Here is a 24,870-nt window from a genome sequence, read left to right as displayed (position 1 = left end):
GCTCAATCCAGGCGCTGCAGGTAGCCGCGGCCACCGATCATGCGCATCTGCCGTTCGATCGCCCGCGCACGCCGGGCGACGTAGGGGCCCGGCCGCGTGACGCTGTAGCGCTTGGGTGCGGGCAGCACCGCGGCGAGGCGCGCGCATTCCGAAGGCGTGAGCCGCGACGCATCCTTGCCGAAAAAGCGCACCGCGGCCGCCTGTGCGCCGTAGACGCCGTCGCCGAACTCCACGACGTTCGCGTACACCTCGATGATGCGCTGCTTGGGCCACATCGCTTCGATGAGCAGCGTGTACCAGGCCTCGATGCCCTTGCGCACGTAACTGCGCCCGCTCCACAGGAACAGGTTCTTCGCGAGCTGCTGGCTGATGGTCGAGCCGCCGCGGATCTTGCGTCCACGCGCGTTCGCGCGCTCGGCCTTCTGGATGGCGTCGAGGTCGAACCCGAAGTGCTCGGCGAAGCGCTGGTCTTCCGCGGCGACCAGGGCGACCGGCAGGCTCGGCGCGATCCGGTCGAGGTCGCGCCAGGCGTAGTGGATGCCGAAGCCCATGTCGCCCCGCGCCCACGCCTGCATCTGCCGGATCGCCATGAAGCTCGAGAACGGCGGGTCCACGACGCGCAGCGTCGCCACCTGCAGCACGGACACCACGACGAAGATCACCGGCAGCCACAGCAGCCGACGCAGCCATCGGCGCAGGCGCCCGCCTTGTACCTTCTTCATCGTGCCCCCATGTCGTCGCACCGCCTTGCAGCCCCGACGGGCATTATCAGGCAAGCATCGCCCCCACGACCCCGATGAACGACTCCTCCGATCCGATCCGGCGCGACCAGCTCCAGCGCTTCCTTCTCCATCGCGCGGGCGTGCGCGGCGTGCACGTGCGCCTCGACGAGACGTGGCGCCACATCCGCGAGCGCGAGCAGTACCCCGCCGCCGCGATGGAAATGCTCGGCCAGGCCAGCGCGGCCGCCGCGCTGTTCACCGGGCACGCGAAGGTCGATGGCCGGCTGTCGGTGCAGATGCGCAGCGATGGCGCGATCCGCACCCTGTTCGCCGAGTGCACCGCCGCCGGCACGCTGCGCGGCATCGTGCAGCTCGCCGACGGCGAGGCCGAGGTGTCGCCCGATCTGCGCGACCTCGGCCACGGCGGCATCCTCGCGATCACGATCGAGAACCAGGGCCCGGACGGCGACCCCGTCCGCTACCAGGGGCTCGTCCCGCTCGAAGCCAGCCGCCTGGATGGCGCGTTCGAAGACTACTTCCGCCAGTCCGAGCAGCTGCCCACGCGCCTCCTGCTCGCCGCCGACGGCGACGCGGCCGCCGGCCTCATGCTGCAGAAGCTGCCGGGCGACGAAGGCGACGAGGACGGCTGGAACCGCGCCGGCGCACTGTTCGACACGCTGTCGCCCGCCGAATTGCTCGCGACCGACGGCGAGCGCCTGCTGCACCGGTTGTTCCACGAGGAAGAACTCGAAAGCATGGGCGCCCGCCCACTCGAGTTCGGCTGCTCATGCTCGCGCGCGCGGGTGGAATCCATGCTGGTCGCGATCGGTCGGGATGAGGCACGGCTGGCGGCCGCAACGGGCGAGGCGCACGTGCGCTGCGAGTTCTGCGGGCAGTCCTACACATTCAGTGCGGAGGAGATCGAACAGTTGTTCCTGACCGAGAGCCGCGAAATGGAAGCGCCGAGGCGGCTCCAATGACCCGCCCGCGGGCCCGATTGTTAAAGATCTATAAACCCACTATAGTCGGGCCGTCTTCACACGCCCGGAACTTTTCGGCCCTGCGCCGGTCCTAGCCCCCGTGACGCTCTCCGCCCGCCCGATCCGAATGCTTCTCGCCGCCGGCCTGCTGCTGGCGACGGGCATCGCGTCCGCGCAGGTCGCACGTTCACGCGCGCAGGCGCTACCGGTCTGGAACCAGAACAGCGGCAAGGTCGAAGCCGTGCTGCTTCTGGAGCCGGTGTCGAACTCCTCCACATGGCAGTTCGGCAACACGCGGCTGGACAGCGCGCTCGGCGTCGGCAACGGCGACACCCTGGGCCTGCTCTGCGATCGCAAGGCCGGTCTCGGCAGCGCGATCGGCAGCCTGGCCGACAACTGCCTGCTCGCCTCCATCGGCGGCGCCCGCGATGCGCGCCAGACCTCGGCGGGCGCCACGGTCAGCCGTAAGGGCACCCGCCTCGGAATCGGGATCGGCAACAGCCGCGACACGCTGCCGTCGTGGCTGTCCGGCGGCAAGGCCAACTCGCGCGTCAACCAGAATGCGCTGACGCTCATCGGCGAAAAGAACATCGGCCGCGTCGCCACCGTCTCCATCGCCGGCACGCTGGCGCGGGCGCGCCTGGTCGCACCGTCCGCGGTCCCCGAACTGGCGGACCGCTGGGACATCAAGACGCTCAGCGTGGGCACCACGGTGGGCCGTTTCGGCGCCAACGTGATCGGTCGGGTCGTCGACTCGCCGCTGCAGCCCGACCGCTGGGAAGGCCTCGACCTCGGGCTCAGCTGGCGTACGCCGTGGAGCGGCCAGCTCAGCGTCGGCGCCGAAAACGTCGTCACGCGCGGGCGCAATCCGTTCGCCCCGAACACCGCGGAGAAGGACGAGGGCGCCGTGCCGTACGTCCGCTACCAGCAGGATCTCTGAAGCGCCCCGCCGGCGTTTCTGGAAGGCCGCCCACCCGGGCGGCCTTTTTCGTTAACGGTACTTTAATTTCCTGATAGCCCTCGCTACTATCGGCCCGACCTTGCCGGATTGCGTCCCCAAGAGCTCAGCCGGAGAGGTTCCCATGGGAAACACCAAGCCTCACTTGGAGAGAGAGAATGACCTTTAAGACCACCAGGCTCCGCGACGCGATCACCCTCGCGCTCGCCGTGGGCTCCGTCGCTGGTACGGGTGCCGCGTTCGCGCAGGACACCACGCCCACGACGGGCGGAAACACGAATGCACAGGAACTCGGTCGCATCGAAGTCACGGGCTCGCGCATCCGCAAGGCCGAAGCCGAGACGCAGCAGCCGATCATCACGCTGAGCCGCGAAGCCATCCAGCAGCAGGGCTTCACCTCGGTCGCCGACATCCTGCAGAACCTGACCTCGGCGGGTTCGCCGGCGATCAGCCGCGCCGACGCGCTCGCGTCGGGTGAGGACGTCGGTGGCTACTACATCGACCTGCGCAACCTCGGCGCGCAGCGCACGCTGGTGCTGGTCAATGGCAAGCGTCTCGGCGTTTCGACGTCGGGCCTGCAGGACCTCGGCCAGATCCCGGTGTCGGCGATCCAGCGCATCGAAGTGCTGAAGGACGGCGCGTCGGCCATCTACGGTTCGGACGCGATCGCGGGCGTGGTCAACGTCATCACGCGTCGTGAGTTCGACGGCGCCGAAGCGAACGTCTACCTCGGCGGCTACGACCAGGGCGACGGCTTCAAGCAGTCGTACGACGTCACGCTCGGCGCGACCAGCGACCGTGCGAGCGTCACGCTCAGCGCCGAATACACGAAGGAAGATCCGGTCTTCGCACGGGATCGCTGGTTCAGCGCGTACGGCAACTCGGGTCCGGACTATCCGTTCTCGGGCTGGAGCCTGATCAGCCAGAACGGCGTGTGGCTCGGCAACGTCAACGGCGCAGGCGTGTTCACCGCACCGACCTGCTCGAGCGGCCTCTGCACGGTCAACGCCGGCGCTGATCCGCGCAACCCGGCGAACTACCACAGCATCACGCCGGCCGAGCGCGCGAACGCGAACCAGCAGATGATGCTGCAGACGGGTATCGAGCGTCGTTCGGTGTTCGTCAGCGGCACGCTGAACATCACCGACAACACGAAGTTCACCGCGGACATCGGCTACAACAACCGCGTCACGAACCAGCAGATCGCCGGCTACCCGTTCAACTACGGTTTCGGTCTCGTCTCGTCGCAGAGCTACTTCAACCCGAACCCGGCCGCCGGTGACGCGTACTTCTACCGTCGCCTGTGGGAAGTGCCGCGCCAGACGCGCAGCGAGCTGGACACGCTGCGCATCGGCCTCGGCCTCGAGGGCGTGCTGAACTTCGGCGAGCGCCAGTGGGATTGGGACGTCGGCTACCTGTCGAACCGCAACAAGTCGAACAAGTATGCTCACGGCGACGCGAGCACGCTGGCGTCGAACCTCGCGATCGGCCCGTCGTACTTCAACCCGACCACCGGTCGCGTCGAGTGCGGCAGCGCGGCCAACCCGATCGCGTACGGCACCAACTTCGGCAGCGGTCAGTGCATCCCGTTCAACCCGTTCCTGCCGTACGGCCGGACCGGCCAGGGTTCGCTGTCGAACCCGGACCTCCAGGCGTTCCTGTTCCCGGAATTCCACGACGCCGGCCTGACCACGACCAAGATCTACAGCGCCAACCTCAGCGGCAGCCTCTTCACGCTGCCGGCGGGTGACCTGGGCGTTGCGTTCGGCGTCGAGCATCGCGAGGAAGACGGTCGCTTCGTTCCGGACGCGTTCGCGCAGGCCGGCCAGAGCACCGGCCTCCCGGCGACCACGACGGCGGGTGCGTACTCGCTCAACGAAGCGTATGTCGAGCTCGATATCCCGGTGCTCGCCGACGTCGCGTTCGCGAAGGAACTGAGCTTCAACGTCGCCAGCCGTTATTCGGACTACTCGAACTTCGGCGACACGCTGAACAGCAAGTTCTCGATGCGCTGGCGTCCGATGGAAGGCCTGCTCGTCCGCGCCACGTACGCCGAGGGCTTCCGCGCTCCGTCGATCGCCGACCTGTACGGCGGCATCGGTGGCAGCTTCGAGTCCTACACCGATCCGTGCGCAGCCGGTCAGCCCGGCGCGGGCAGCCCGGCCTGTACGGCCGCCGGCGTCCCGGCCACGTACGTGCAGCTCGGCCAGGGTAACCAGCCGTGCACCACGCTTCCCTGCCAGACGAACTTCCAGTTCCTGAGCGGTTCGAACCCGAACCTGCGTCCGGAAACGGCGACGTCGAAGACGGCCGGTGTGGTGTGGAGCCCGAAGTGGGTGTCGGGTCTGGACCTGTCGCTCGACTGGTTCAACGTAAAGATCGAGGACGTCATCACGTCCGACTCGGTCGACTCGATCCTCAACGACTGCTACGTCAGCAACCTGCCCTCGCGCTGCGCCGGTATCGTCCGTAACCCGACGACGCATGTCATCACCGACATGTTCTTCGGCCTGACGAACCTCGGTGCCATCCGCACGGAAGGCTACGACTTCGGCGTGAACTACCGCCTGCCGGAAACGGCGTTCGGCAAGTTCAACGTGAACTGGCAGACGACGTACACCAGCAAGTACGACCAGCTGTCGGACAACAATCCGGACACGCTGTGGGTCGGCTACGTCGGTACGCCGGGCGTCTTCCGCATCCGCTCGAACCTGGGTATCGGTTGGCAGATGGGCGACTACTCGCTGTCGTACATGGCCCGCTACTACTCGGGCATGAAGGAAACGTGCGCCTCGGCGCCGCGTCCTTGCGACGATCCGACGCATCGTGACGTGTACGGCAACCTGGCCAAGCAGAACCACACGGGTTCCAACACGTTCCACGACCTGCAGGCTTCGGTGAAGCTGCCGTGGAATGCGACGGCGTCGATCGGTGCGAACAACATCACGAACCACTACGGTCCGCTGATGTTCACCACGCCGAACAGCGACTTCCCGTACTACGGCGGTTTCGATATCGGTCGCACCTGGTACCTCAAGTACCAGCAGCGCTTCTGATAGCGATTGCACCATGCTTGACTGCCACGGCCCCGAAAGGGGCCGTGGTTTTTTGTGGCGTTGGGTTTTAAAGGTGGCGACGACACGCCGCCGGCACGACCGTTGCTGGGTTCAGCGCAGCGGCAGCAGCGGAGCCAGTTGCCCGCGATAGGGCTCCCACTCGCGCCCCCGGTCACGCTGGATACCCGTACGCACGTCGGCCGCACTGGCGGTCGCTGAGTGGCCCCGCCCCGACGTCGGGTCGAGCACGGCGGCATCGAACGGTAGGCCGCAGTAATCGAGGATCCGGCGCGCCTGCGTCTCGGGGTCGCTGACGAATTCCTCGTAGACCACGTCGAGGATCCGACCGGGCAGCAGCGTGCGCCAATGGGCCATCAACGCGTCGTAGCGCCGGTAGTAGTCGGCGACGTCGTCGACCGAGTTCGAGTAGCCCGCGGTGCCGCGGACGTACGTGCGCAGGTTCGAGAAGCAGGTGGCGACCGGGTCACGGCGCAGGTGGATGATCCGCGCTTCGGGGAAAGCGTGCGCGATCAGACCGATGCCGAGGAAATTGGACGGAAGTTTTTCGGTGAGCCAGCCGCGACCGCGGGCGCGCCATCGCGCGTAGTCGAGAACGCGAGTGCGTACCGCCTCGAAGTCCAGCCGCGGCGCCAGGGCGAGCAGCTGCTCGTCCACGACGTCACGCGACTCGTAATCGGCCGCTTCGCGAAGCGCGGCCGTGAACTGGAACGTCTCGCCGCCGTCCATCACGTCGGGATGCCGCGTGACCACGCGTTCGATCAGGCTGGGTCCCGAGCGGAACATGCCGACGATGAAGACGAGCGCGACATCGCCGGCGGGGCGCGGCCGCGGCACGAACGCGGGAAGGCGTGTGCGCCGGATCGCCTCGAACAATGCCGCCGTGCGGGCGCGGTCGTAGGGATCGAGCCTACCCGCGACCCGCATGCCGGCTTCCAGGGCCGTCCACGCTTCCTCGAACCGCCCCAGCCGATGCAGGTGCCGGTGCAGGGAGAAGTGCGCGTAGGCCTCGGCCTCGGTGTCGGGAACGATCCCACGCAGCGCCTCGCGCAGTTGCCGGACGCGCGGCGCGGCTTCCGAGCCGCTCGACTGCATGGCGATGAGCCAGTGGGCATTCGCCATGCGTGGCTCGATCGCCAGAGCGCGGTCGAGCGCCTGCAACGAAGCCTCGCGCCGCCCGGCGAACATGTCGAGCATTCCCGCGAGGTAGTGCGCGTCCGCGAAGCCCGGCGCGCGTTCGAGCAACGCCTCCACGCGTTGCTCCGCCCGTTCGTGCAGGCCGGCGGAGCTCGCGATCAGCACGGCCTCCGCGTCCGCCTCACGTGTCGACGCGCCGCCGCTCTCGGTATCGAGCACGCGCTCGATCTCGGCCGGCATTTCCAACCGCCGCAGCAACCGCAGCAGGCGCAGGCGCGCCTGGGCGTCGGGCTGCGTGCCGCTGTCGACGGCGCGGCGCGCGAGCTCGCAGGCTTCGGCGTATGCACCGAAGGCGAGCGCCACTTCCGCCGCCAGCGCCAGCGGCGCCGATGGCGGGTCGCCACCCAGCAGGGGCGCGAGCGTTGCGGCAGCGTCCCGCCACCTTTCCGCGTCGACGAGCGACCGCGCCTGCAGGTAGCGCTGACCGTCGGTGGCTGTCATGCGTTCGTCGATGCTCCGCTGTCCGCAGCCAGGCACCCGACGGGCGACCGGCCCACGCGGCCCGTCAGCCCTCGAGCGACGCGCGGATGCGCTGCTGCTCGCGGTGCAGCGCGTCCGGCATGCGCGGGCCGTACCCGCGCAGGTAGTCGCCGATGCTGTCGAATTCGGTCCGCCAGCCGTCGCGGTCGAAGCCGAACAGCTTCTCGCGGGCTTCGGCCGACAGCTCGACGCCGGCGAGGTCGACGTCGCCCTTGCCCGGCAGTGCGCCGATCGGCGTGTCCACCGCACCCGCGCGGCCCTCGACGCGCCCGATCATCCACTCCAGCACGCGCAGGTTATCGCCGAAGCCCGGCCACAGGAACTTGCCGTCGTCGCCCTTGCGGAACCAGTTGACGTGGAAGACCTTCGGCAGCTGGGTCTGGCCGTTGTCGAACGACAGCCAGTGCGCGAAGTAATCGGCGAAGTTGTAGCCGCAGAACGGCTTCATCGCCATCGGGTCGCGGCGCATGACGCCGACCGCACCGGTCGCCGCGGCCGTCGTCTCCGAACCCATCGCGGCGCCGACGAGCACGCCGTGCGTCCAGTCGCGCGCCTCGAACACGAGGGGCACCAGTGAGGCGCGGCGGCCGCCGAACACGATGGCGCTGATCGGCACGCCCTGCGGGTCCTCCGCCTTCTCGCTGTAGCTCGGGCACTGCTTCGCCGACACGGTGAAGCGGGCGTTCGGATGCGCGGCCGGGCCGTTGTTGCAATCGTAGTCATTTCCGCGCCAGTCAATGGCGGGCTCGCCTTCGCCGAGGCCCTCCCACCACGGACGACCGTCCGCGGTCACGCCGACGTTGGTGAAGAGGGTGTTCCGCCGGATGGTTTCGAGCGCATTCGGGTTGGACTTCGCCGACGTGCCCGGCGCGACGCCGAAGAAGCCGGCCTCCGGGTTGATCGCGTACAGGCGGCCGTCGGGGCCGGGGCGCATCCAGCAGATGTCGTCGCCGATCGTCCAGACCTTCCAGCCCTTCTCGCGGTAGCCCTCCGGCGGGATGAGCATCGCGAGGTTGGTCTTGCCGCAGGCCGACGGGAACGCGGCGGCGATGTAATGCGTCTCGCCTTGCGGGTTCTCGATGCCGAGGATCAGCATGTGCTCGGCGAGCCAGCCTTCCCGGCGCGCCTGGTGCGAAGCGATGCGCAGCGCATGGCACTTCTTGCCGAGCAGCGCGTTGCCGCCGTAGCCCGAGCCGTACGACTTGATCGTCAGCTCTTCCGGGAAATGCATGATGAAGCGGCGGTTCGGGTCGAGTTCGCCGGTCGAGTGCAGGCCACGGACGAACGTGCCCTCGCGCTCGATGCGCTGCAGCGCGGGCTCGCCCATGCGCGTCATGATGCGCATGTTGGCGACGACGTACGGGCTGTCGGTGATCTCCACGCCGCAGCGCGAGATCGGCGAGTCGATCGGACCCATGCAGTACGGGATGACGTACATGGTCCGCCCTTCCATGCAGCCGTCGAAGAGCGCGTCCATCTGCGCATGGCCCTCGGCGGGCGACATCCAGTGGTTGTTCGGGCCGGCGTCGTCCTGCCCGGACGTGCAGACGAAGGTCAGGTGCTCGACGCGCGCGACGTCCTCCGGATGCGACCGGTGCAGCCAGCTGCCCGGGTTGGTCTCTTCGTTGAGCCGGATGAGCGTGCCGTCGGCTTCCATCTTGGCGATGAGCGCGGCGTTCTCGGCATCGCTGCCGTCGCACCAGTGGATGGCGGCCGGCCGCGTCAGCGCCGCGACCCCGGCGACCCAGCGCGCGAGGCTTTCCAGCGTGGTCCCGCGGCCCTGCACCTCGGGGGCGCGTTTATCGACGTCCTGGACGAGGGCATTCATGCGGAACCTCCTGTTGTTGCGATAGGGAAAGTCGTGAAGCGGCGGATCCTCACGGGATCAGCGTGGCCATCATGTGCTCGACGAAGGCTTCGAACTCGTCGCGCGGCAGGCGCGTCTGGTTGAGCTGCAGGTTGAGCTGCAGGAAGCCGACGTAGGCCGCGTACGCCAGCCGCGCGCGGTGCAGCGCGGCGGTCGGGTCGAGCCCGGCCTGGCGGAACGAGGCCGCGAGCCATTCCAGGCGGCGGTGCGAGACGCGGCCGATGACGGGCGCGACGATCGGGTGGTCCAGCGCCTTGAGCAGCGCCGAATAGATGATGTGCGAGGTGTACTCGTGGGCGACCAGGTCGAACAGGCGGCGCAGGCGCTGGCGCGGGTCGGCGATCTGCTCGAGCTGGCCGAAGATCGCTTCCTGCTCGGTTTTCTCCCAGCGCTCCAGCGCGGCCACGAGCAGCGACTCGCGCGAGGGGAAATGCCAGTAGAAGCTGCCCTTGGTGACGCCCAGGCGCCGCGCGAGCGGTTCGACCGCGACCGCCCCCACGCCCTGCTCCGCGATCAGGTCGAGCGCGGCCTGCGCCCAGTCGTCGGCGCTCAGGCGCCCCGTGCGGTCGGACTTGGCGGGCGAATCGGTCGTCATGTGACCAGTGTATCCGTACGGGTCCGGCCGGGACAGTATGCGTTAAGCCGCTGCCGCGTCCGGCCGCTTGGATGCGTTGACATGGACCGATCGTCGTAACCATACTCGTGCGTATGTCGGGCGTTTCATGCTGCCGATTGAAACCGCCCGGCGCCGACCCGATCTTCCCGACCATCCCGCGCGGATCCCGCATCCGCTGGAGCGCTCCATGAGCATCGCCGCCCCGTTCCTCGTCCTGCTGGTCCTCGGCGGACTGGCCGCCTACCACCGCATGCGGCTGGCGCCGTGGGTCGCGATGTCGGCCGCCGGCCTCGTGGTCTGCTGGCTGTTCGGCGCGAGCCCCGCCGCCACGATCGTCGCGGCCGTGCTGCTGGCGATCGTCGCCATGCCGCTGCTGGTGCCGGGCATCCGCCTGGGCTTCGTCACCAAGCCGCTGTTCGCGGCCTACCGCAAGGTGCTGCCGCCGCTCTCGGAAACCGAGCGCGTCGCGCTGGAAGCGGGCACCGTCGGCTGGGAGGGCGAGCTCTTCGGCGGCAAGCCGGACTGGAACGTCCTGTTCGCGCAGCCGAAGCCGACGCTCCGCGAGGACGAGCAGGCCTTCCTCGACGGCCCGGTCGAGGAGCTCTGCCGCATGGTCGACGACTGGGAGATCACCCACGTCCACGCCGACCTGCAGCCCGAGCTCTGGGACTACATCAAGACGAACAGGTTCTTCGGCATGATCGTGCCGAAGGAGTACGGCGGCCTCGGCTTCACCGCGCTGGGCAACCACAAGGTGATCGAGAAGCTGGCGTCGATCTCGTCGGTGGTGAGCTCCACCGTCGGCGTGCCGAATTCGCTCGGCCCGGCCGAACTGCTCATGCACTACGGCACGACCGAGCAGAAGGACTACTACCTGCCACGCCTCGCCGACGGTCGCGAAGTGCCCTGCTTCGGCCTGACCGGCCCGTGGGCGGGCTCGGACGCGACGTCGATTCCCGACTACGGCATCGTCTGCATGGGCGACTGGAACGGCGCGCGCGTGGTCGGCGTCAAGCTCACGTTCGACAAGCGCTACATCACGCTGGCGCCGGTGGCGACGCTGATCGGCCTCGCCTTCCGCATGTACGACCCCGACCACCTGCTCGGCGAGAAGGACGACATCGGCATCACGCTGGCGCTGCTGCCGCGCGATACTGTGGGCGTGGAGATCGGCCGCCGCGCGATGCCGCTGAACTCGCCGTTCCAGAACGGCCCCATCCGCGGCAAGGACGTCTTCATCCCGCTCAGCCAGCTCATCGGCGGCGAAGCGTATGCGGGCAAGGGCTGGCAGATGCTGGTCGAGTGCCTGTCCATCGGCCGGTCGATCACCCTGCCCTCCACCGCCTCGGGCGGCGCGCGCATGGGCGCGCGCGTGCCGGGCGCCTATGCGCGCATCCGCAAGCAGTTCGGCCTGTCGGTCGGCCGGTTCGAAGGCGTCGAGGAAGCGCTCGCGCGCATCGGCGGCAACGCGTACACGATCACCGCGCTGGCCGAAGCCTCGGCCGCAGCGGTGGCGCGCGGCGAGCTGCCGGCGGTGCCGTCGACGATCTCCAAGTACCACTGCACCGAGATGGGCCGCGAGCTGGTCAAGGACGCGATGGACATCCACGGCGGCAAGGGCATCATCCTCGGCCCGAAGAACTACCTCGGCCGCGCATGGCAGGCCTCGCCGATCGGCATCACCGTGGAGGGCGCGAACATCATGACGCGCTCGCTGATGATCTTCGGCCAGGGCGCGATCCTCTGCCATCCCTGGGTGCTGAAGGAGATGAAGGCCGCGAACAACGCCGACGCCGCGCAGGGCCTGCGCGAATTCGACGCGGCGCTGTTCGGTCACATCGGCTTCGCCATCTCGAACGCCGTGCGCTCGCTGTGGTTCGGCATCACCGGCGCCACGCTCGGCAAGGCGCCGGGCGACGAGTACACGAAGCGCTACTTCCGCAAGCTCAACCGCTACTCCGCCGTGCTCGCGCTGCTGGCCGACACCTCGATGCTGCTGCTCGGCGGCAAGCTGAAGTTCAAGGAGTCGCTGTCGGGCCGGCTCGGCGACGTGCTCAGCCAGCTCTACATCGCCAGCGCGATGCTCAAGCGCTACCAGGACCAGGGCAGCCCCGCGGCGGACCGTCCGCTGCTCGCTTGGGCCTTCCACAACGCGATGCACAAGCTCGAGCTGTCGCTCTCGGCCGCGCTGCGCAACTTCCCGGTGCGCCCGGTGGGCTGGCTGCTGTGGGCGCTGGTGTTCCCGCTGGGCCGCCGCGCGGTGGCGCCGAGCGATCGCCTGAGCCGCAAGGTCGCGTCGATCCTGATGACGCCGGGCGAGGCGCGCGAGCGCATCGGTCGCGGCGCGTTCCTGACGCCGGGCCCGAACAACCCGGCCGGCCGCGTGGACAGCTATCTGCCCGCCGTGGTCGCCGCCGAGCCGATCGAACGCAAGTTCCAGAAGGCGCTCAAGGGGCACGAGGTCGAGGCGCACGACTTCGCCTCGCAGCTCGCGCTCGCCGTCTCGCGTGGCTGGATCACCGCCGACGAGCGACGCCAGCTGGAGCAGCTGCGCGAGATGACCATCGACACGATCAGCGTCGACGACTTCGAGGCGTCGGCGCTGCGGTCCTCCGGCTACGCGGCTGCGGTCGCGTCGCCGGGCGAGCGCGCGGCGGCCTGATCGATCCGCGACCGGTCTCCCTTGAGGCCGGTCGCGCCGCCGACCATGCACGAACGCGCGTCGAACCGGCTCCTCGCGCTTTACCGGCGGCTCGCGCGTTTTGCGCTCGGCCGCTGGCTGTTCGGGCGCCTGGTCTGCGTCCGTGCGCCCTACTTCGCGACCATCGCGCCGCGCTTCGACCGGCTGGAGCCGGGCGTGTGCGAGATCTCGATGCCCGACCGCCGGCGCGTGCACAACCACCTCGGCACCGTCCACGCGATCGCGCTCTGCAATCTCGCGGAGCTGGCGGCCGGCGTGGTGACGGATGCGACGCTGCCGCCGTCGATGCGTTGGATACCCAAGGGCATGCAGGTCGACTACCTGAAGAAGGCGCGCGGCCGTATGCGGGCGGTGGCCCTGCCCGCCGTGCCGATCATCGCGTCGGAGGCGGCGTACGAACTGCCGGTCGACGTCGAGGTCCGGGACCCGTCCGGCGATGCGGTGTTCCGTGCGCGCATCGCGATGTGGGTCTCGCCGAAGCGGCGCTGAGCCTCAGCGCGGCGCGCGCAGCGTGAGGCGCGAGATCTCCGGCGGCACGCCGATGCGCATCGGGAAGATGCTCGTGCCGATGCCGGGCGACACGAACAGGCGGCGATCGCCCTCGTCGTACTCGCCGCGGATGTAGCGGTTCTCCGGCTTGCCCCACTGCGCGGGCTGGCCGACGCCGGGCAGCGAGATCTGCCCGCCGTGCGTGTGGCCCGCCAGCACCAGCGAGGCACGCGACGGGATGCTCGGGAACAGCGCCGGGTTGTGCGTGATCACGATCGCGGGCGCGCCGTCGGCCGCGACGCCCGAGAAGGCGCGGCGCACGTTGTGCGGCGCGGTCCACATGTCGCCCACGCCGACGATCCACAACGGGCAGCCGCGCAGCGTCACGCGGCGCGACTCGTCCTCGAGCACCACCACGCCCGCCGCCTCCAGCGCGCGCCGGATCGCGAGGCCGCCCTTCCACCAGTCGTGGTTGCCCAGCACCGCGTAGACGGGCTTGCGACGCGTCAGCGCGCGCAGATGGGGCGCGGTCGTCGAGGCCGGGATGTACGTACCGCCGAAGACGCTCAGGATCACGTAGTCGCCGGTCATCACCACCGCGTCGGCATCGCTGGCATCCAGCCGCGCCACCAGGCGATCGAGGTTGGCGACGCCGTTGTTCGGCGAACCGGTGTGGATGTCGGTTACGTGGTCGAGGCGCAGGCCCTGGCAGGCAGCGGGCCATCGCGGGATGGAGATCGCGTAGTCCTGCTCGACGAGTCGCCGCGGTTCCACGAACAGGCCGTAGAGCAGCACGATCAGCGCCGCGGTGATCCACAGGATGCCGAGGTCGGCCAGCCAGTGCCGACGGCTCGCGCGCGGCGTCGTCATGCGTCCTGCGATACGCGCGCACCGGCGCCGCGCGACAACCGCCAGCCGATGCCCGCGGCCGTGCCCGCGGCGGCCACGCCGATCATCGCCACCGCGCCCACGCCGGCGCCCAGGGCCTTCATCGCATTCATCGTCAGCGCCACCAGCAAGTCACCGAACCGCCAGACCGCGGTATCCACGGCGTTCTGGCCCTTGTAGCGCTCGGTGCGCGCGACCTGCGTGAACAGCGCATGCCGCGCGGGCTCGGCCATGCCGTAGCCCAGCGCGCGGCTGACGATGGCCGCGATCGCGACGGCCGGCATCGCGCCCACCAACGGCGCATACGCATCCGGCGAGAACACCACCAGCGCCAGCGCCGCCATCGCGATGCCCGCCCAGAGGATGAGCACGCGCCCCGCGCCGATCGCCGGCATCAGCCACCAGGCGATGCCCACCTGCAGCAGCATGGTCAGCACGTTCGAGGCGAAGTCGACACTGGCGGCGACCGCCGTGCGCGCGGTGTCGCTGGTGAACGTCGCGTGCGAGTAGTCGGCCAGCAGCGCGTAGTTGATCGTGCCGATGCCGTCGGCCAGCACCAGCAGCAGCGCCATGTTGCGCATGAAGGGGCTCGCCAGCACCTGCTTCAGCCCGTCGAGCATGCCGCCGCCGAGCGGCGCGTCGTCGGACGTCGACGGCCGCTGCTCGCGTGCGTGGCGGCCGAGCACGAGCGAGCAGAACGTCGCCAGCCCAAGCAGCGCGGCCGACACGCCGAGCAACGGCGCCACGCCGACGACGCCCACGAGCGTGTGCGTGATCGCCGGCCCCGCGAGCGCGCCGGTGGTACCGGCGAAGCCGATCAGCGGGAACAGCCGGCGCGCCTGCGGCGGCGTCCAGATGTCGGACATGAAGATCCAGAACACCGACACCACGAACAAGTTGAAGACGCTCACCCAGACGAAGAACACCACGCCGAGCGCGCGCGGCGACAGCAGCCCCGGCTGGGCGAAGAACGGCATGAAGCCGATCAGGCAGGCGACGAAGACGCCGTACACCACCGGCACCATCACCCGGCGCCGCCAGCGCGAGACCAGCGCCGCGAACAGCGGCGTCAGCGCGAGCGTCACGAGGAACGTCGCCGCGTAGAACCACGGCAGCTGCGTGGACCCGACCGCCGCCGACAGCTGCTCGCGGACGGGCCGGATCACGTAGTACGCGGTCAGCACGCAGAAGAAGTAGACGCAGGACAGCAGCAACGCGGGCCATTCGCCGCGACGCACGCGAGTCGGGTCGGGGCCGGCGGGCCCGGAGTCGGGGGTCATCGATGCGGCGTCCGCGGGGGGATGCGAACCGTACTCCGCGGCCGTCCGCGCCGCCAGCCCGCCGGCGCTATGCTGCGGGCGCATCGTGGAACGGCGGCGCGTCGGCGCCGCAACGGGGCTCGCATGTTCGACTACGTGATCGTGGGCGCCGGCTCGGCGGGCTGCGTGCTGGCCAACCGCCTCAGCGCCGATCCGGCGGTGCGCGTGCTCCTGCTCGAAGCCGGCCCGCGCGACCGTCATCCGTTCATCCATATGCCGGCGGGCATCGCCAAGCTGGTGAACATCCGCCGGCTCAACTGGGACTACAGCACCGAGCCCGAGGCGCAGCTGCACGGCCGCCGGCTGTGGTGGCCGCGCGGTCGCGTGCTCGGCGGCTCCAGCTCGATCAATGCGATGTGCTACATCCGCGGCGTCCCCCGCGATTACGACGACTGGGCCGCCGAAGGCGCGACCGGCTGGTCGTGGCGGGACGTGCTACCCGCGTTCCTGCGCAGCGAAGCGAACTCGCGCGGCGCCAGCGCGCTGCACGGCGCGGACGGGCCGCTGAGCGTCGCCGACCTGCGCCATGTCAATCCGCTCTCGCGCGTCTTCATCGAGGCGGGCACGCAACGGGGCGAGCCCCGCAACGACGACTTCAACGGCCCCACGCAGGAAGGCTTCGGCCTGTACCAGGTCACGCAGAAGGACGGCGCGCGCTGCTCCAGCGCCGTCGCCTACCTGCGTCCGGCACGCGCGCGACCGAACCTGGTCGTGCGCACCGGCGTACTCGTCACGCGCGTGCTGTTCGAGCGGCAGCGCGCGGTCGGCGTGGAGTACGTCGAAGGCGGACAGGTGCGGCAGGCACGCGCCGATGCCGAAGTGCTGCTCAGCGGCGGCGCGATCAACTCGCCGCAGTTGCTCATGCTGTCGGGCATCGGCCCGGCCGACGCGCTGCATGCGCACGGCATCGACGTCCGCCACGACGCGCCGGACGTGGGCGCGAACCTTCAGGACCACCTGGATATCTGCACGCTGCACGCGAGCACGCAGCCGGTCACGTACGACCGCGCGAGCGACCTGCGCATCGGCTTCGACTATTTCCTTCGCGGCCACCGCGGCGCGGGCACGTCGAACGTCGCCGAGGCCGGCGCGTTCCTCCGCTCGCCGCTGGCGACCGACGAACGCCCCGACATCCAGATGCACTTCGTGCCCGCGCAGCTCGACGACCACGGCCGCCATCGCCTGCCCGGCGACGGCTACACCGTGCATGCGTGCTTCCTGCGTCCGCGCAGCCGGGGCCGCATCGAGCTCGCGTCGTCCGACCCGGCGGCGAACCCGCGGATCCACGCGAACTACCTGTCGGATCCGGAGGGCTTCGATGCACGCATGATGGTCGAATGCGCCCGGCTCTCGCGCGAACTGCTGCTGCAGCCGGCATTCGACGGCTACCGCGGCGCGCCGGTGATCCCGCCGCGCAACGACCTCGACGACGCCGGCCTGCTCGACTTCGTGCGCACGAAGGCGGAGTCGGTCTACCACCCCGTTGGCAGCTGCCGCATGGGCAGCGACGCAACGAGCGTCGTCGACCCGCAGTTGCGCGTGCGCGGCGTCGACGGCCTGCGCGTGGTCGATGCGTCGGTGATGCCGCGGCTGATCGGCGGCAATACCAATGCGCCGACGATCATGATCGCCGAGCGTGCGGCGGACTGGATCCGCATGCGGAGCACGGCCGCCGTATCGATTTCTTAACGATGCGGTGACGGCGAGGCAACGCCCATCGCCACCACCATGGCCTTCCAGCGGCCGTTAGCAACGCGTTACGCATTCATTAAAGCGGCAGGCTTGTCGTCACTGTTCCTGACGAAAACACGAATCTGAACGGGTTTTTGGCTGGCATCGCGTCGTCTCGACGCTATGATCGAAACGTGAAGGCACTGTGGAAGTCCGCGCCCATGACTGAAGTTCTCCGTCCCCGTCGCCACACCTGGCGCGTTGGTGCGCTCGCCTTCCTGCTACCGGTCGCGCTCGGCACCGGTGCGGGTGCGCAAACGCCGCCCGCCGCATGGGCGCCGTCCGCGCCCGTGGCCGCCGCGCCGCAGGTGGTGCGCAATCCGCTGCCGATCGCCGCCGACTTCAACGTCGCGCAGATCGAGTCGCTCGCGCAGACGCTGGTCGCGAACCAGAAGGTGCCGGGCCTCGCCATGGCGATCGTGCACAAGGGGCGCGTCGTCAGCGTGCGCGGCTTCGGCATCACCGACGTGTCGGCGGCCGAGCCGGTCGACGCGCACACCGTGTTCCGCCTCGCGTCGCTGTCGAAGGCATTCGCCGGCACGCTCACCGGCCTGCTGGTCAACGACGGCTCGCTGCGCTGGGACAACAAGGTCACGCAGTACCTGCCCAACTTCCAGCTGAGCGATCCGAACGCGACGCGCAACGTGACCGTCGCCAACGTCGTCAGCCAGAGCACCGGCCTGCCGCGCAATTCGCTCGACCGCGACCTCGAGGCCTATACGCCCTACTCGACGCTCACGCATCGACTGGCCAACGTGCCGCTGTCGTGCCAGCCGGGCACGTGCTACGGCTACCAGAACGTCGCCTTCAGCCTCATCGGCGATGTCGTGTTCGCGGCGACCGGCAAGTTCTACGGCCAGGAAGTCCAGCGCCGCATCCTCAAGCCGCTCGGCATGAACGATGCGAGCGTCGGCATGGAAGGGCTGGAGGCGAGCCCCCGCTGGGCGCATCCGCATGTGCACGGCCGTGGCGGCTGGGTGCCGGTGATGCCGAAGTCCACCTACTACCCGGTGCTCCCGGCGGCGGGCGTCAATGCCAGCGCCACCGACATGGCGCAGTGGCTGCTCGCCCACACCGGCTACCGTCCCGATGTGCTGTCGCCCTCGCTGCTCGCCACGCTGCACCAGCCGCTCGTCAACACGCCCGGCGAGACGCGTGCGTCGGCCTGGCGCCGCGAGCGCCTGAGCTCGGCGGGGTATGCGATCGGCTGGCGCGTCTACAACTACGCGGGCAACACGCTGGTCTTCCACGGCGGTGCCGTGCAGGGCTACCGCGGCGCCGTGGCGATGCTGCCGGACCGCGACTTCGGCGTTGCGCTGCTCTGGAACAGCGAGAGCTCGCTGCCGTCCGCGCTGGTTCCGACGATCCTCGACCGCGCGCTCGGCATTCCCGGCAGCCGCTGGATGAAGGAAGACTTCGACGAGCCGACGCAGTTCGTCAACAACGACGAGGACGGCGCCGGCGCGAGCGCCAACAAGTCCACCGCCGCCCCGCACTGACGCCGGGCGCGATCGAACCAGGACAACGGCCGGCATTCGCCGGCCGTTTCGTTTTGCAGTGCGCACGGCGTCCGATGCGGCCGGCGCCCGTCGACCGGTCGTGGTCAGCGGTCGCTGCGCGGCCCCCGCGATGGCGGCAGTCGTCCCTGTCGCACCGGATGCGGGCAAAAAAAACTCTCCCCCGCCTGGGCTGCGGGAGAGAGTCGGGTGTCGCGGTAACCGGGTGTTGTTTTAGATCATCGGCGCCGGGGTCGCCGGCATCGTGGTCATCGCGTCGGACGAACGGGTGTTGCGACGGGTCGTCTTGCGCGCGCCGCCGGCCTTGCGGGCCGTCGACTTGCGGGCGCCGCCCGACTTCTTCGCGGTGGCCTTGCGGGCACCGGCCTTCTTCGCCGTCGCCTTGCGAGCGCCGCCGGCCTTCTTGGCGGTGGACTTGCGCGCGCCGGCCTTCTTGGCCGTTGCCTTCTTGGCGGTGGCCTTGCGGGCGCCGCCCTTCTTGGCGGCGGTCTTGCGGGCGCCGCCCTTCTTCGCCGCCGACTTGCGGGCGGTCGACTTCTTGGCGGTGGCCTTGCGGGCGCTGCCCTTCTTGGCGGCGGTCTTGCGGGCGCCGCCCTTCTTCGCCGCCGACTTGCGGGCGGTCGACTTCTTGGCAGCGGCCTTGCGAGCACCGCCCTTCTTGGCGGCGGTCTTGCGGGCTGCGGTCTTCTTGGTCGCGGCCTTCTTGCCTGCGGCCTTCTTGCCGGCGGCCTTCTTGGTCGCCTTCTTGGCGGTGGACTTCTTGGTGGCTTTCTTCGTGGCCATGGGGTGGCTCCTCGTTAGTGGTCTATCGGGGTGTTGCCCAGTTCAAGACGACGTCGCGGGAACAGCCCGGCGACTGGCCGCCACATCCTGGAACCGATGTGGCGGAAGCAGCGGCGGAATACGGATGCACCCGCCGAAATCGACAGCACCTGTCTGGTTCGCATCCACGTCGTACGCATGAAAATGCCCGGCCCGCGAGCGGCGGGTCGGGCTGCTTCGGAATGCGACGTGTGCTTTCGCGAGGGAAACGGAACCTGCGTCCACCGGTTTGGCATGCCGGGCGGAGTTCCGTTTTGTGTTGCGCGTTGTCGCGTCTTTATTTGCCACTCGCTTTCGCAGGTTTAGCTGCTGGGGCGAAACCTAATCAGCGTTTTTTTTCATGTCAACAACTTGAAGCGATTTTTTTTACCGCTCGTCGTCCGCGCCCGGCCGGGCGAAGCGCGTCGCGCGCGTCGCCATCGCCCGTCGACGAATACCGCGTCGCCGCGCTGCCGAACCTCGAATGAAAAAAAACATCGGAAAACGCGGCGTTTTGTTTACGCGCGCAGCCTTCGTGCGAGTGCGCGCGAACGGCGTCGGCGACCGCTCGGGCATCCCCAACGGATGCCGAACGGACGCGATGCGCGATGTGTTCGCGATGCGAAGAAAACGGCCGGCTTGCGCGTCGCACAAGCCCGTTTGCGCGGACTCTGCGCGAACCCCGAACGCGTCGCGCGCATGTCGATCGGGCCGCGTCGCGTCCCCGCACGCGGTGCCTGGTGCACGACGAAGCGGATCGACCGATGCCTCGCGTGCGTCGGGCAGGCGCGGCGCGCGCATCGATCGCACGCTGCCGAGTCGACCGGCCGTGCCGTGGTCGCGAACGCAAAAAACGAAGAAGGCCGCGGACTTCCGCGGCCTTCCGGAGATCGAACTTGAAATCGGCGATCAGTGGTCGTCGTCCAGCTGCTCGGCGTAGTCGTCCGGCTCGAGCAACTCGTTGAGCTGCTCGGCGTCCTCGATCTCGAGCTGGAACAGCCAGCCCTCGCCGAACGCGTCCTCGTTGATGGTTTCGGGCTTGTCGCTCAGCGCGCTGTTGACCGCGACGACCTTGCCCGACACCGGCGCGTACACGTCGGATGCCGCCTTGACCGACTCGACGACCGCGCAGGCATTGCCGGCTTCGACGCGGTCACCGACCTGCGGCAGCTCGACGTAGACGAGGTCGCCCAGCAGCCCCTGCGCGTGGTCGGAAATACCGACGGTCACCTTGCCGTCGCCTTCGACGCGGGCCCATTCGTGGGTCTTGAGGAACTTCAGGTCGCCAGGGATCTCGCTCATGGGGGCTCCGGTGCAGTGGGGTTCGCGATGATGCGGTGGGTGACGCGATGCGCGGCTAGTTTAGCCAAGGGGCGCGGACGCGACAGCCGCTCGTCCGCGCCGGTGGATCAGACGAGGCTCGCGCCCTCGCGGACGAACGGGTACTTGACCACGCGCACGGGCACTTCGCGGCCGCGGATGTCGACGCGCACGTCGCCGACCTCGCCTGCCGGCACGCGCGCGAGCGCGATCGCCTTTCCGATGGTCGGCGAGAAAGTGCCGGAGAGGATCTCGCCCTCGCCCGCCGACGTCAGCACCTTCTGGCCGTGGCGCAGCACGCCCTTCTCGTCCATGACGAGGCCGACCGTCTGGCGCGCGGTGCCGGCAGCGAGCTGCTGCTCGAGCGCGGCGCGACCGATGAAGTCGCGGCCCTCGTCCATCGCGACGGTCCACGCGAGGCCCGCCTCGTAGGGCGACACGTCCTCGTCCATATCCTGGCCATAGAGATTCATGCCGGCTTCGAGGCGCAGCGTATCGCGCGCGCCGAGGCCGGCCGGCTTGACGCCCGCGTCGACCAGCCGATCCCACACGCGCACGGTCTGGTCGGCCGGCACCAGCACCTCGAAACCGTCCTCACCGGTGTAGCCGGTGCGCGCGACGAACAGCTCGAGTCCGTCGTCGGTGACGCCGGTGCCGGCGGCGAAGCGGCCGAGCTTGTCGATCGCCGCGCGGTCGGACTCGCGCAGCAGGCCGATCACCTTGGCGCGGGCGTTCGGACCCTGCACCGCGATCATCCCGTAGTCGTCGCGCTCGCGGACCTCGACGTCGAACGCGGCGGCCTGCTGGCGGATCCACGCCAGGTCCTTCTCGCGCGTGGCGGCGTTGACCACCAGACGGAAGAACGACTCGTCCATGTAATAGACGATCAGGTCGTCGATCACGCCGCCGCGCTCGTTGAGCATGCAGGTGTAGAGCGCCTTGCCCGGCTTCTTGAGCTTGTCCACGGAGTTGGCGACCAGCCGTCGCAGGAACTCGCGCACGCGCGGGCCGCGCAGGTCGACCACCGTCATGTGGGAGACGTCGAACATGCCGGCGTCGCGGCGCACCTGGTGGTGCTCGTCGATCTGCGAGCCGTAGTGGATGGGCATGTCCCATCCGCCGAAGTCGACCATCTTGGCGCCGTGGGCGCGGTGGGTCTCGTTGAGGACGGTCTTGTTCGTCATGGGCGGCGGTCGCGGCGTGGGGAAGCCGCGATTATCCCGCGCGGCGGCCCCGAGGTGGGCGACGCCCGCCTCGCCGCCGGAAGCTCAGTCCTGCGGCCGCACTTCCAGCGTCATGCCGCGCACGCCGATGACGCGCACGCGCTCGCCGGCGGGCAGGTCCGGGCCCTCGACGTCCCATAGCGCGTCGGCGATCTGCACGCGCCCGCGGCCGGCGACGATCGGCGTCGCCAGCGGTACGACGTGGCCCACCAGCTGTTCGGCGCGGCGGTTGAGCGACGGCCGGTCGCTCTCGACGTCACGGCCGCGGCTCATGCGCCGGTAGACGAGCACCGAGGCGATGCTCAGCACCGAGAACACGACGATCTGCCAGACCGGCGCGAGATCAGGGACGAGGAACACGATGCCGCAGGTGATCGCCGCGGCGATGCCCAGCCAGAGCATGAAGGCGCCGGGCGCGAGCACCTCGGCGGCGATCAGCGCGAGCGCGAGGATCGCCCAGACGGTGGTCTGCATCTGCCACTGCATGGCGGCCTCAGCGCGGCACGGCCGGCGGGCGCGCGCCGGGCTGGCGGTCGAGCGCTTCCTTCGCGAGCTCGGCGATGCCGCCGATGGACCCGATGATGCCGCTCGACTCCATGGGCATCATCACGAACTTCTGGTTGGGCGCCTCGGCCAGCGCCTTGAAGGCCTCGATGTACTTCTGCGCGACGAAGTAGTTGATCGCCTGCACGTTGCCTTCCGCGATCGCGTTGGACACCAGCTGCGTGGCCTTCGCTTCGGCCTCCGCGAGGCGCTCGCGCGCTTCGGCGGCACGGAACGAGGCCTCGCGCTGGCCCTCGGCCTCGAGGATCACCGACTGCTTCTCGCCCTCGGCCTTGAGGATCGCCGCCTGGCGGAAGCCCTCGGCCTCGAGGATGTTCGCGCGCTTCTCGCGTTCGGCCTTCATCTGGCGCGCCATCGAGTCGACGAGGTCGCGCGGCGGCGCGATGTCCTTGAGCTCGATCCGGTTCACCTTGATGCCCCAGGGGTGCGTCGCCTGGTCCACCGCCACCAGCACCTTCGTATTGATCTCGTCGCGCTTGGACAGCGACTCGTCGAGGTCCATCGAGCCGATCGCGGTGCGGATGTTGGTCATGACGAGGTTGAGGATCGCGATCTCCAGCGTGGCGACCTCGTAGGCGGCCTTGGCCGCGTCGAGCACCTGGAAGAACACGATGCCGTCGACCTTGACGACGGCGTTGTCCTTGGTGATGACGTCCTGGCTCGGCACGTCCAGCACCTGTTCCATCATGTTGATCTTGCGGCCGACGCCGTAGACGATCGGGAACAGGAAGTGCAGGCCCGGCTCGAGGGTCTTCGTGTATTTGCCGAAGCGCTCCACCGTCCACTCGTAGCCCTGCGGCACCATGCGCACGGTCTTGAACAGCACGACGACGACCAGGAACGCCAGCACCAGCCCGACGATCGATCCACCCATGACACTCTCCCCTGTGATGGGCCGAGTATAGGCCCGTGCCGGGCTGCGACGCTTTCGCCGCCCCGTGCATCTGGAGTGTTGATGCCGCCCCTCCTGACCGCCGTCGAGCCCGCCCCCGCCGTTGCCGCCCCCGCGCGCAGCAGCTTCGCGATCGACGTGCCGGTGGCCCTGATCGACCGTGCGCGCCGCGGCGAGCACGCGGCCTTCGAGCAGCTGTTCCGCTGGTTCGAGCGGCCCGTGTTCAACCTGGCGCTGCGGCTTTGCGGCAACCGCGACGACGCGTCGGACGTGCTGCAGGACACGATGCTCAAGGTGTTCGGCGGAATCGCGACGTTCCGCGGCGGCAGTCCGTTCTGGGGTTGGCTGCGGCAGGTTGCGGTCAACGAGGCGCTGCAGAAGCTGCGACGCCGGCGGCTGCTGGACGACGAGCTGCCGATCGGCGAGCACGAGTTCGAGGACATCGCGCCGCCGCCCGCGGCCGCCGCGGATGCCGCCGCCCTCGGCCGCGCGCTGCTGCGGCTGCCGCCGTCCACCCGCAGCGTGCTCTGGCTCTACCACGCCGAGGGCTACACGCATGACGAGATCGCCGCGCTGATGCAGAAGTCGGCGAGCTTTTCGAAATCGCAGCTCGCGCGCGGCGGCCGTCGCCTGCGCGCGCTGCTCGAGCAGAACGAGGAGGCCGACCGTGCCTGATTCCCCCCTACCACCGCGGCCCGCACACATGGACTGGCGCCATGCGTTCGCTGCGCTGCCGGTCGAAGCGCCGTCGACCGACGGCTGGAACACGATTGCATCGCGACTGCCGGTATCCGCGGCTCCGCGCGCGCCGCGGCGGCCGCACATGCGCTGGCAGGCCGCCGCCGCGGTCCTGATCGCCGCGATCGGGGCGCTCGTGCTGCTCACGCGGACGGTCGACGCGCCGCGCGCGACGGACGGCGCAACGCGCCTCGCGATGCGGGATGCGGTCGCGCCCTCGACCGACCGTGCGACCGCGTCGCCGACCGCTCGCACTGCCCGTTCCGCGCCTGCGATCGCCGCGCAGCCGCGATCGATGCCCGTGCCGGCGGCACGCGATACGCCCACGACGCATGCAGCGCCGCGCAAGGCGACACGCCTTGCCGTCGAATCAGTGGCGCAGCGCCGCACGGATAAGTCGCCGGCTGCACAGCGTTCGGCCCGGCCCACCGACACCACACTCGCGGAAGCGGCCGCGAATGGTGCCAGCGCGCACGTCGCGACCGACACCACGTTGCAGGCCCTTCGTGCCGAATCCGCACGTCTCGAAACGCTGGCCGCGCTCGCACGCGACGACCGCCTCGCCAGCGGGCCGTCGATGGTGCTGGCGGCCAATGCCGAAGATCGCGTGCGCCTCATCGATGCCGTGCTGTCCCGAGGCGATGTCGACGACGCACGCCAGCTCGACCTGTGGGCACGCCGCGTGGACGCGCTGCGCGAACTCGCCGGCGTCGAAGGCACCACCCGTTGGCTCGCCGCGCAGGGCGAGTCGCTCCAGGGCGCGATCGCGCTCGTCGACTGAACATCCAACCGA

At 69.5% G+C, this 24,870-nt stretch carries 21 protein-coding genes; 10 read left to right on the top strand and 11 right to left on the bottom strand.

Features of this window, described 5'->3' with window-relative positions:
• Positions 1 to 2: 2 nt before the first annotated feature.
• Positions 3 to 722, bottom strand: coding sequence for a monofunctional biosynthetic peptidoglycan transglycosylase (gene mtgA, locus E4F61_RS00405; RefSeq protein WP_133477359.1), 720 nt, complete (start codon positions 720 to 722; stop codon positions 3 to 5).
• 74 nt (positions 723 to 796) lie between these two features.
• Between mtgA and hslO the strand changes: the two genes are divergently transcribed.
• The 3 genes from hslO to E4F61_RS00390 all read left to right on the top strand — a co-directional run bounded on the left by hslO (position 797) and on the right by E4F61_RS00390 (position 5,716).
• Positions 797 to 1,702, top strand: a complete 906-nt coding sequence (hslO, locus tag E4F61_RS00400; protein ID WP_133477358.1) for an Hsp33 family molecular chaperone HslO — start codon at positions 797 to 799, stop codon at positions 1,700 to 1,702.
• A 127-nt stretch (positions 1,703 to 1,829) separates the two neighbouring features.
• Positions 1,830 to 2,642: an XOO1806 family protein gene (locus tag E4F61_RS00395; protein ID WP_133477357.1), complete on the top strand. Its 813-nt coding sequence runs from the start codon at positions 1,830 to 1,832 to the stop codon at positions 2,640 to 2,642.
• 176 nt (positions 2,643 to 2,818) lie between these two features.
• Positions 2,819 to 5,716: a TonB-dependent receptor gene (locus E4F61_RS00390; protein WP_133477356.1), complete on the top strand. Its 2,898-nt coding sequence runs from the start codon at positions 2,819 to 2,821 to the stop codon at positions 5,714 to 5,716.
• 111 nt (positions 5,717 to 5,827) lie between these two features.
• Here E4F61_RS00390 and E4F61_RS00385 read toward each other — a convergent pair whose 3' ends face one another.
• The 3 genes from E4F61_RS00385 to E4F61_RS00375 all read right to left on the bottom strand — a co-directional run bounded on the left by E4F61_RS00385 (position 5,828) and on the right by E4F61_RS00375 (position 9,873).
• Positions 5,828 to 7,372, bottom strand: coding sequence for a tetratricopeptide repeat-containing sulfotransferase family protein (locus E4F61_RS00385; protein ID WP_133477355.1), 1,545 nt, complete (start codon positions 7,370 to 7,372; stop codon positions 5,828 to 5,830).
• A 64-nt stretch (positions 7,373 to 7,436) separates the two neighbouring features.
• Positions 7,437 to 9,239 (bottom strand): phosphoenolpyruvate carboxykinase (GTP), encoded by a 1,803-nt coding sequence (locus E4F61_RS00380; protein ID WP_133477354.1) that lies wholly within the window; start codon positions 9,237 to 9,239, stop codon positions 7,437 to 7,439.
• 49 nt (positions 9,240 to 9,288) lie between these two features.
• Positions 9,289 to 9,873, bottom strand: coding sequence for a TetR/AcrR family transcriptional regulator (locus tag E4F61_RS00375; protein WP_133477353.1), 585 nt, complete (start codon positions 9,871 to 9,873; stop codon positions 9,289 to 9,291).
• Between the two features lie 208 nt (positions 9,874 to 10,081).
• On the opposite strand from E4F61_RS00375, the gene E4F61_RS00370 reads away from it, so the two are divergent.
• Together E4F61_RS00370 and E4F61_RS00365 are read left to right on the top strand one after the other, a co-directional pair.
• Positions 10,082 to 12,556 (top strand): acyl-CoA dehydrogenase, encoded by a 2,475-nt coding sequence (locus tag E4F61_RS00370; protein WP_133477352.1) that lies wholly within the window; start codon positions 10,082 to 10,084, stop codon positions 12,554 to 12,556.
• A 45-nt stretch (positions 12,557 to 12,601) separates the two neighbouring features.
• The gene (locus E4F61_RS00365; RefSeq protein ID WP_133477351.1) at positions 12,602 to 13,084 is read left to right on the top strand and encodes a hotdog fold domain-containing protein; all 483 of its coding nucleotides are present in this window, start codon (positions 12,602 to 12,604) and stop codon (positions 13,082 to 13,084) included.
• A 3-nt stretch (positions 13,085 to 13,087) separates the two neighbouring features.
• Here E4F61_RS00365 and E4F61_RS00360 read toward each other — a convergent pair whose 3' ends face one another.
• Positions 13,088 to 13,954, bottom strand: a complete 867-nt coding sequence (locus tag E4F61_RS00360) for a metallophosphoesterase (RefSeq protein WP_133477350.1) — start codon at positions 13,952 to 13,954, stop codon at positions 13,088 to 13,090.
• Positions 13,951 to 15,252 (bottom strand): NTP/NDP exchange transporter, encoded by a 1,302-nt coding sequence (locus E4F61_RS00355; protein ID WP_133477349.1) that lies wholly within the window; start codon positions 15,250 to 15,252, stop codon positions 13,951 to 13,953. Before E4F61_RS00355 ends, E4F61_RS00360 begins: the two co-directional genes overlap by 4 nt.
• Positions 15,253 to 15,375: 123 nt before the next feature.
• Between E4F61_RS00355 and E4F61_RS00350 the strand changes: the two genes are divergently transcribed.
• Both E4F61_RS00350 and E4F61_RS00345 read left to right on the top strand, forming a co-directional pair.
• Positions 15,376 to 16,980 carry a GMC family oxidoreductase gene (locus E4F61_RS00350; protein ID WP_133477348.1) on the top strand — a complete coding sequence of 535 codons (1,605 nt, stop codon included), beginning with the start codon at positions 15,376 to 15,378 and terminating at the stop codon, positions 16,978 to 16,980.
• 203 nt (positions 16,981 to 17,183) lie between these two features.
• Positions 17,184 to 18,521 (top strand): serine hydrolase domain-containing protein, encoded by a 1,338-nt coding sequence (locus E4F61_RS00345; RefSeq protein WP_133477347.1) that lies wholly within the window; start codon positions 17,184 to 17,186, stop codon positions 18,519 to 18,521.
• A gap of 231 nt (positions 18,522 to 18,752) precedes the next feature.
• Here E4F61_RS00345 and E4F61_RS00340 read toward each other — a convergent pair whose 3' ends face one another.
• Positions 18,753 to 19,322 carry a histone H1-like repetitive region-containing protein gene (locus E4F61_RS00340; RefSeq protein WP_133477346.1) on the bottom strand — a complete coding sequence of 190 codons (570 nt, stop codon included), beginning with the start codon at positions 19,320 to 19,322 and terminating at the stop codon, positions 18,753 to 18,755.
• A 502-nt stretch (positions 19,323 to 19,824) separates the two neighbouring features.
• On the opposite strand from E4F61_RS00340, the gene E4F61_RS00335 reads away from it, so the two are divergent.
• The gene (locus E4F61_RS00335) at positions 19,825 to 20,280 is read left to right on the top strand and encodes a hypothetical protein (protein ID WP_133477345.1); all 456 of its coding nucleotides are present in this window, start codon (positions 19,825 to 19,827) and stop codon (positions 20,278 to 20,280) included.
• Here E4F61_RS00335 and gcvH read toward each other — a convergent pair.
• The 4 genes from gcvH to E4F61_RS00315 all read right to left on the bottom strand — a co-directional run bounded on the left by gcvH (position 20,250) and on the right by E4F61_RS00315 (position 23,321).
• On the bottom strand, positions 20,250 to 20,642 hold the full coding sequence (gene gcvH, locus E4F61_RS00330; protein ID WP_133477344.1) for a glycine cleavage system protein GcvH: 393 nt from the start codon (positions 20,640 to 20,642) through the stop codon (positions 20,250 to 20,252). The two genes, E4F61_RS00335 and gcvH, sit on opposite strands and share 31 nt — an antisense overlap.
• A gap of 107 nt (positions 20,643 to 20,749) precedes the next feature.
• Positions 20,750 to 21,844 carry a glycine cleavage system aminomethyltransferase GcvT gene (gcvT, locus tag E4F61_RS00325; RefSeq protein ID WP_133477343.1) on the bottom strand — a complete coding sequence of 365 codons (1,095 nt, stop codon included), beginning with the start codon at positions 21,842 to 21,844 and terminating at the stop codon, positions 20,750 to 20,752.
• Between the two features lie 84 nt (positions 21,845 to 21,928).
• The gene (locus E4F61_RS00320; protein WP_133477342.1) at positions 21,929 to 22,369 is read right to left on the bottom strand and encodes an NfeD family protein; all 441 of its coding nucleotides are present in this window, start codon (positions 22,367 to 22,369) and stop codon (positions 21,929 to 21,931) included.
• Positions 22,370 to 22,376: 7 nt separating this feature from the next.
• Positions 22,377 to 23,321 carry an SPFH domain-containing protein gene (locus tag E4F61_RS00315; RefSeq protein ID WP_133477341.1) on the bottom strand — a complete coding sequence of 315 codons (945 nt, stop codon included), beginning with the start codon at positions 23,319 to 23,321 and terminating at the stop codon, positions 22,377 to 22,379.
• An 81-nt stretch (positions 23,322 to 23,402) separates the two neighbouring features.
• On the opposite strand from E4F61_RS00315, the gene E4F61_RS00310 reads away from it, so the two are divergent.
• Complete coding sequence (locus E4F61_RS00310) at positions 23,403 to 24,014, top strand: RNA polymerase sigma factor (protein WP_133477340.1); 612 nt, start codon at positions 23,403 to 23,405, stop codon at positions 24,012 to 24,014.
• The gene (locus E4F61_RS00305; protein WP_133477339.1) at positions 24,007 to 24,858 is read left to right on the top strand and encodes a hypothetical protein; all 852 of its coding nucleotides are present in this window, start codon (positions 24,007 to 24,009) and stop codon (positions 24,856 to 24,858) included. The genes E4F61_RS00310 and E4F61_RS00305 overlap by 8 nt, the downstream gene beginning before the upstream one ends.
• Positions 24,859 to 24,870 lie beyond the last annotated feature (12 nt).

This window comes from Cognatilysobacter segetis (assembly GCF_004359965.1).
GTDB lineage: Bacteria > Pseudomonadota > Gammaproteobacteria > Xanthomonadales > Xanthomonadaceae > Cognatilysobacter > Cognatilysobacter segetis.
This window is presented reverse-complemented; position numbering and strand designations above follow the sequence as displayed.

Bases quoted from the DNA above. Each gene is read 5' to 3' on its own strand.
- E4F61_RS00340 (WP_133477346.1), bottom strand. From the start codon at position 19,322: ATGGCCACGAAGAAAGCCACCAAGAAGTCCACCGCCAAGAAGGCGACC.
- E4F61_RS00390 (WP_133477356.1), top strand. From the start codon at position 2,819: ATGACCTTTAAGACCACCAGGCTCCGCGACGCGATCACCCTCGCGCTC.
- hslO (WP_133477358.1), top strand. From the start codon at position 797: ATGAACGACTCCTCCGATCCGATCCGGCGCGACCAGCTCCAGCGCTTC.
- E4F61_RS00365 (WP_133477351.1), top strand. From the start codon at position 12,602: ATGCACGAACGCGCGTCGAACCGGCTCCTCGCGCTTTACCGGCGGCTC.
- gcvH (WP_133477344.1), bottom strand. From the start codon at position 20,642: ATGAGCGAGATCCCTGGCGACCTGAAGTTCCTCAAGACCCACGAATGG.
- E4F61_RS00395 (WP_133477357.1), top strand. From the start codon at position 1,830: ATGCTTCTCGCCGCCGGCCTGCTGCTGGCGACGGGCATCGCGTCCGCG.
- E4F61_RS00345 (WP_133477347.1), top strand. From the start codon at position 17,184: ATGACTGAAGTTCTCCGTCCCCGTCGCCACACCTGGCGCGTTGGTGCG.
- E4F61_RS00335 (WP_133477345.1), top strand. From the start codon at position 19,825: ATGAAAAAAAACATCGGAAAACGCGGCGTTTTGTTTACGCGCGCAGCC.
- gcvT (WP_133477343.1), bottom strand. From the start codon at position 21,844: ATGACGAACAAGACCGTCCTCAACGAGACCCACCGCGCCCACGGCGCC.
- E4F61_RS00370 (WP_133477352.1), top strand. From the start codon at position 10,082: ATGAGCATCGCCGCCCCGTTCCTCGTCCTGCTGGTCCTCGGCGGACTG.
- mtgA (WP_133477359.1), bottom strand. From the start codon at position 722: ATGAAGAAGGTACAAGGCGGGCGCCTGCGCCGATGGCTGCGTCGGCTG.
- E4F61_RS00380 (WP_133477354.1), bottom strand. From the start codon at position 9,239: ATGAATGCCCTCGTCCAGGACGTCGATAAACGCGCCCCCGAGGTGCAG.
- E4F61_RS00375 (WP_133477353.1), bottom strand. From the start codon at position 9,873: ATGACGACCGATTCGCCCGCCAAGTCCGACCGCACGGGGCGCCTGAGC.
- E4F61_RS00310 (WP_133477340.1), top strand. From the start codon at position 23,403: ATGCCGCCCCTCCTGACCGCCGTCGAGCCCGCCCCCGCCGTTGCCGCC.
- E4F61_RS00355 (WP_133477349.1), bottom strand. From the start codon at position 15,252: ATGACCCCCGACTCCGGGCCCGCCGGCCCCGACCCGACTCGCGTGCGT.
- E4F61_RS00360 (WP_133477350.1), bottom strand. From the start codon at position 13,954: ATGACGACGCCGCGCGCGAGCCGTCGGCACTGGCTGGCCGACCTCGGC.
- E4F61_RS00350 (WP_133477348.1), top strand. From the start codon at position 15,376: ATGTTCGACTACGTGATCGTGGGCGCCGGCTCGGCGGGCTGCGTGCTG.
- E4F61_RS00315 (WP_133477341.1), bottom strand. From the start codon at position 23,321: ATGGGTGGATCGATCGTCGGGCTGGTGCTGGCGTTCCTGGTCGTCGTC.
- E4F61_RS00320 (WP_133477342.1), bottom strand. From the start codon at position 22,369: ATGCAGTGGCAGATGCAGACCACCGTCTGGGCGATCCTCGCGCTCGCG.
- E4F61_RS00385 (WP_133477355.1), bottom strand. From the start codon at position 7,372: ATGACAGCCACCGACGGTCAGCGCTACCTGCAGGCGCGGTCGCTCGTC.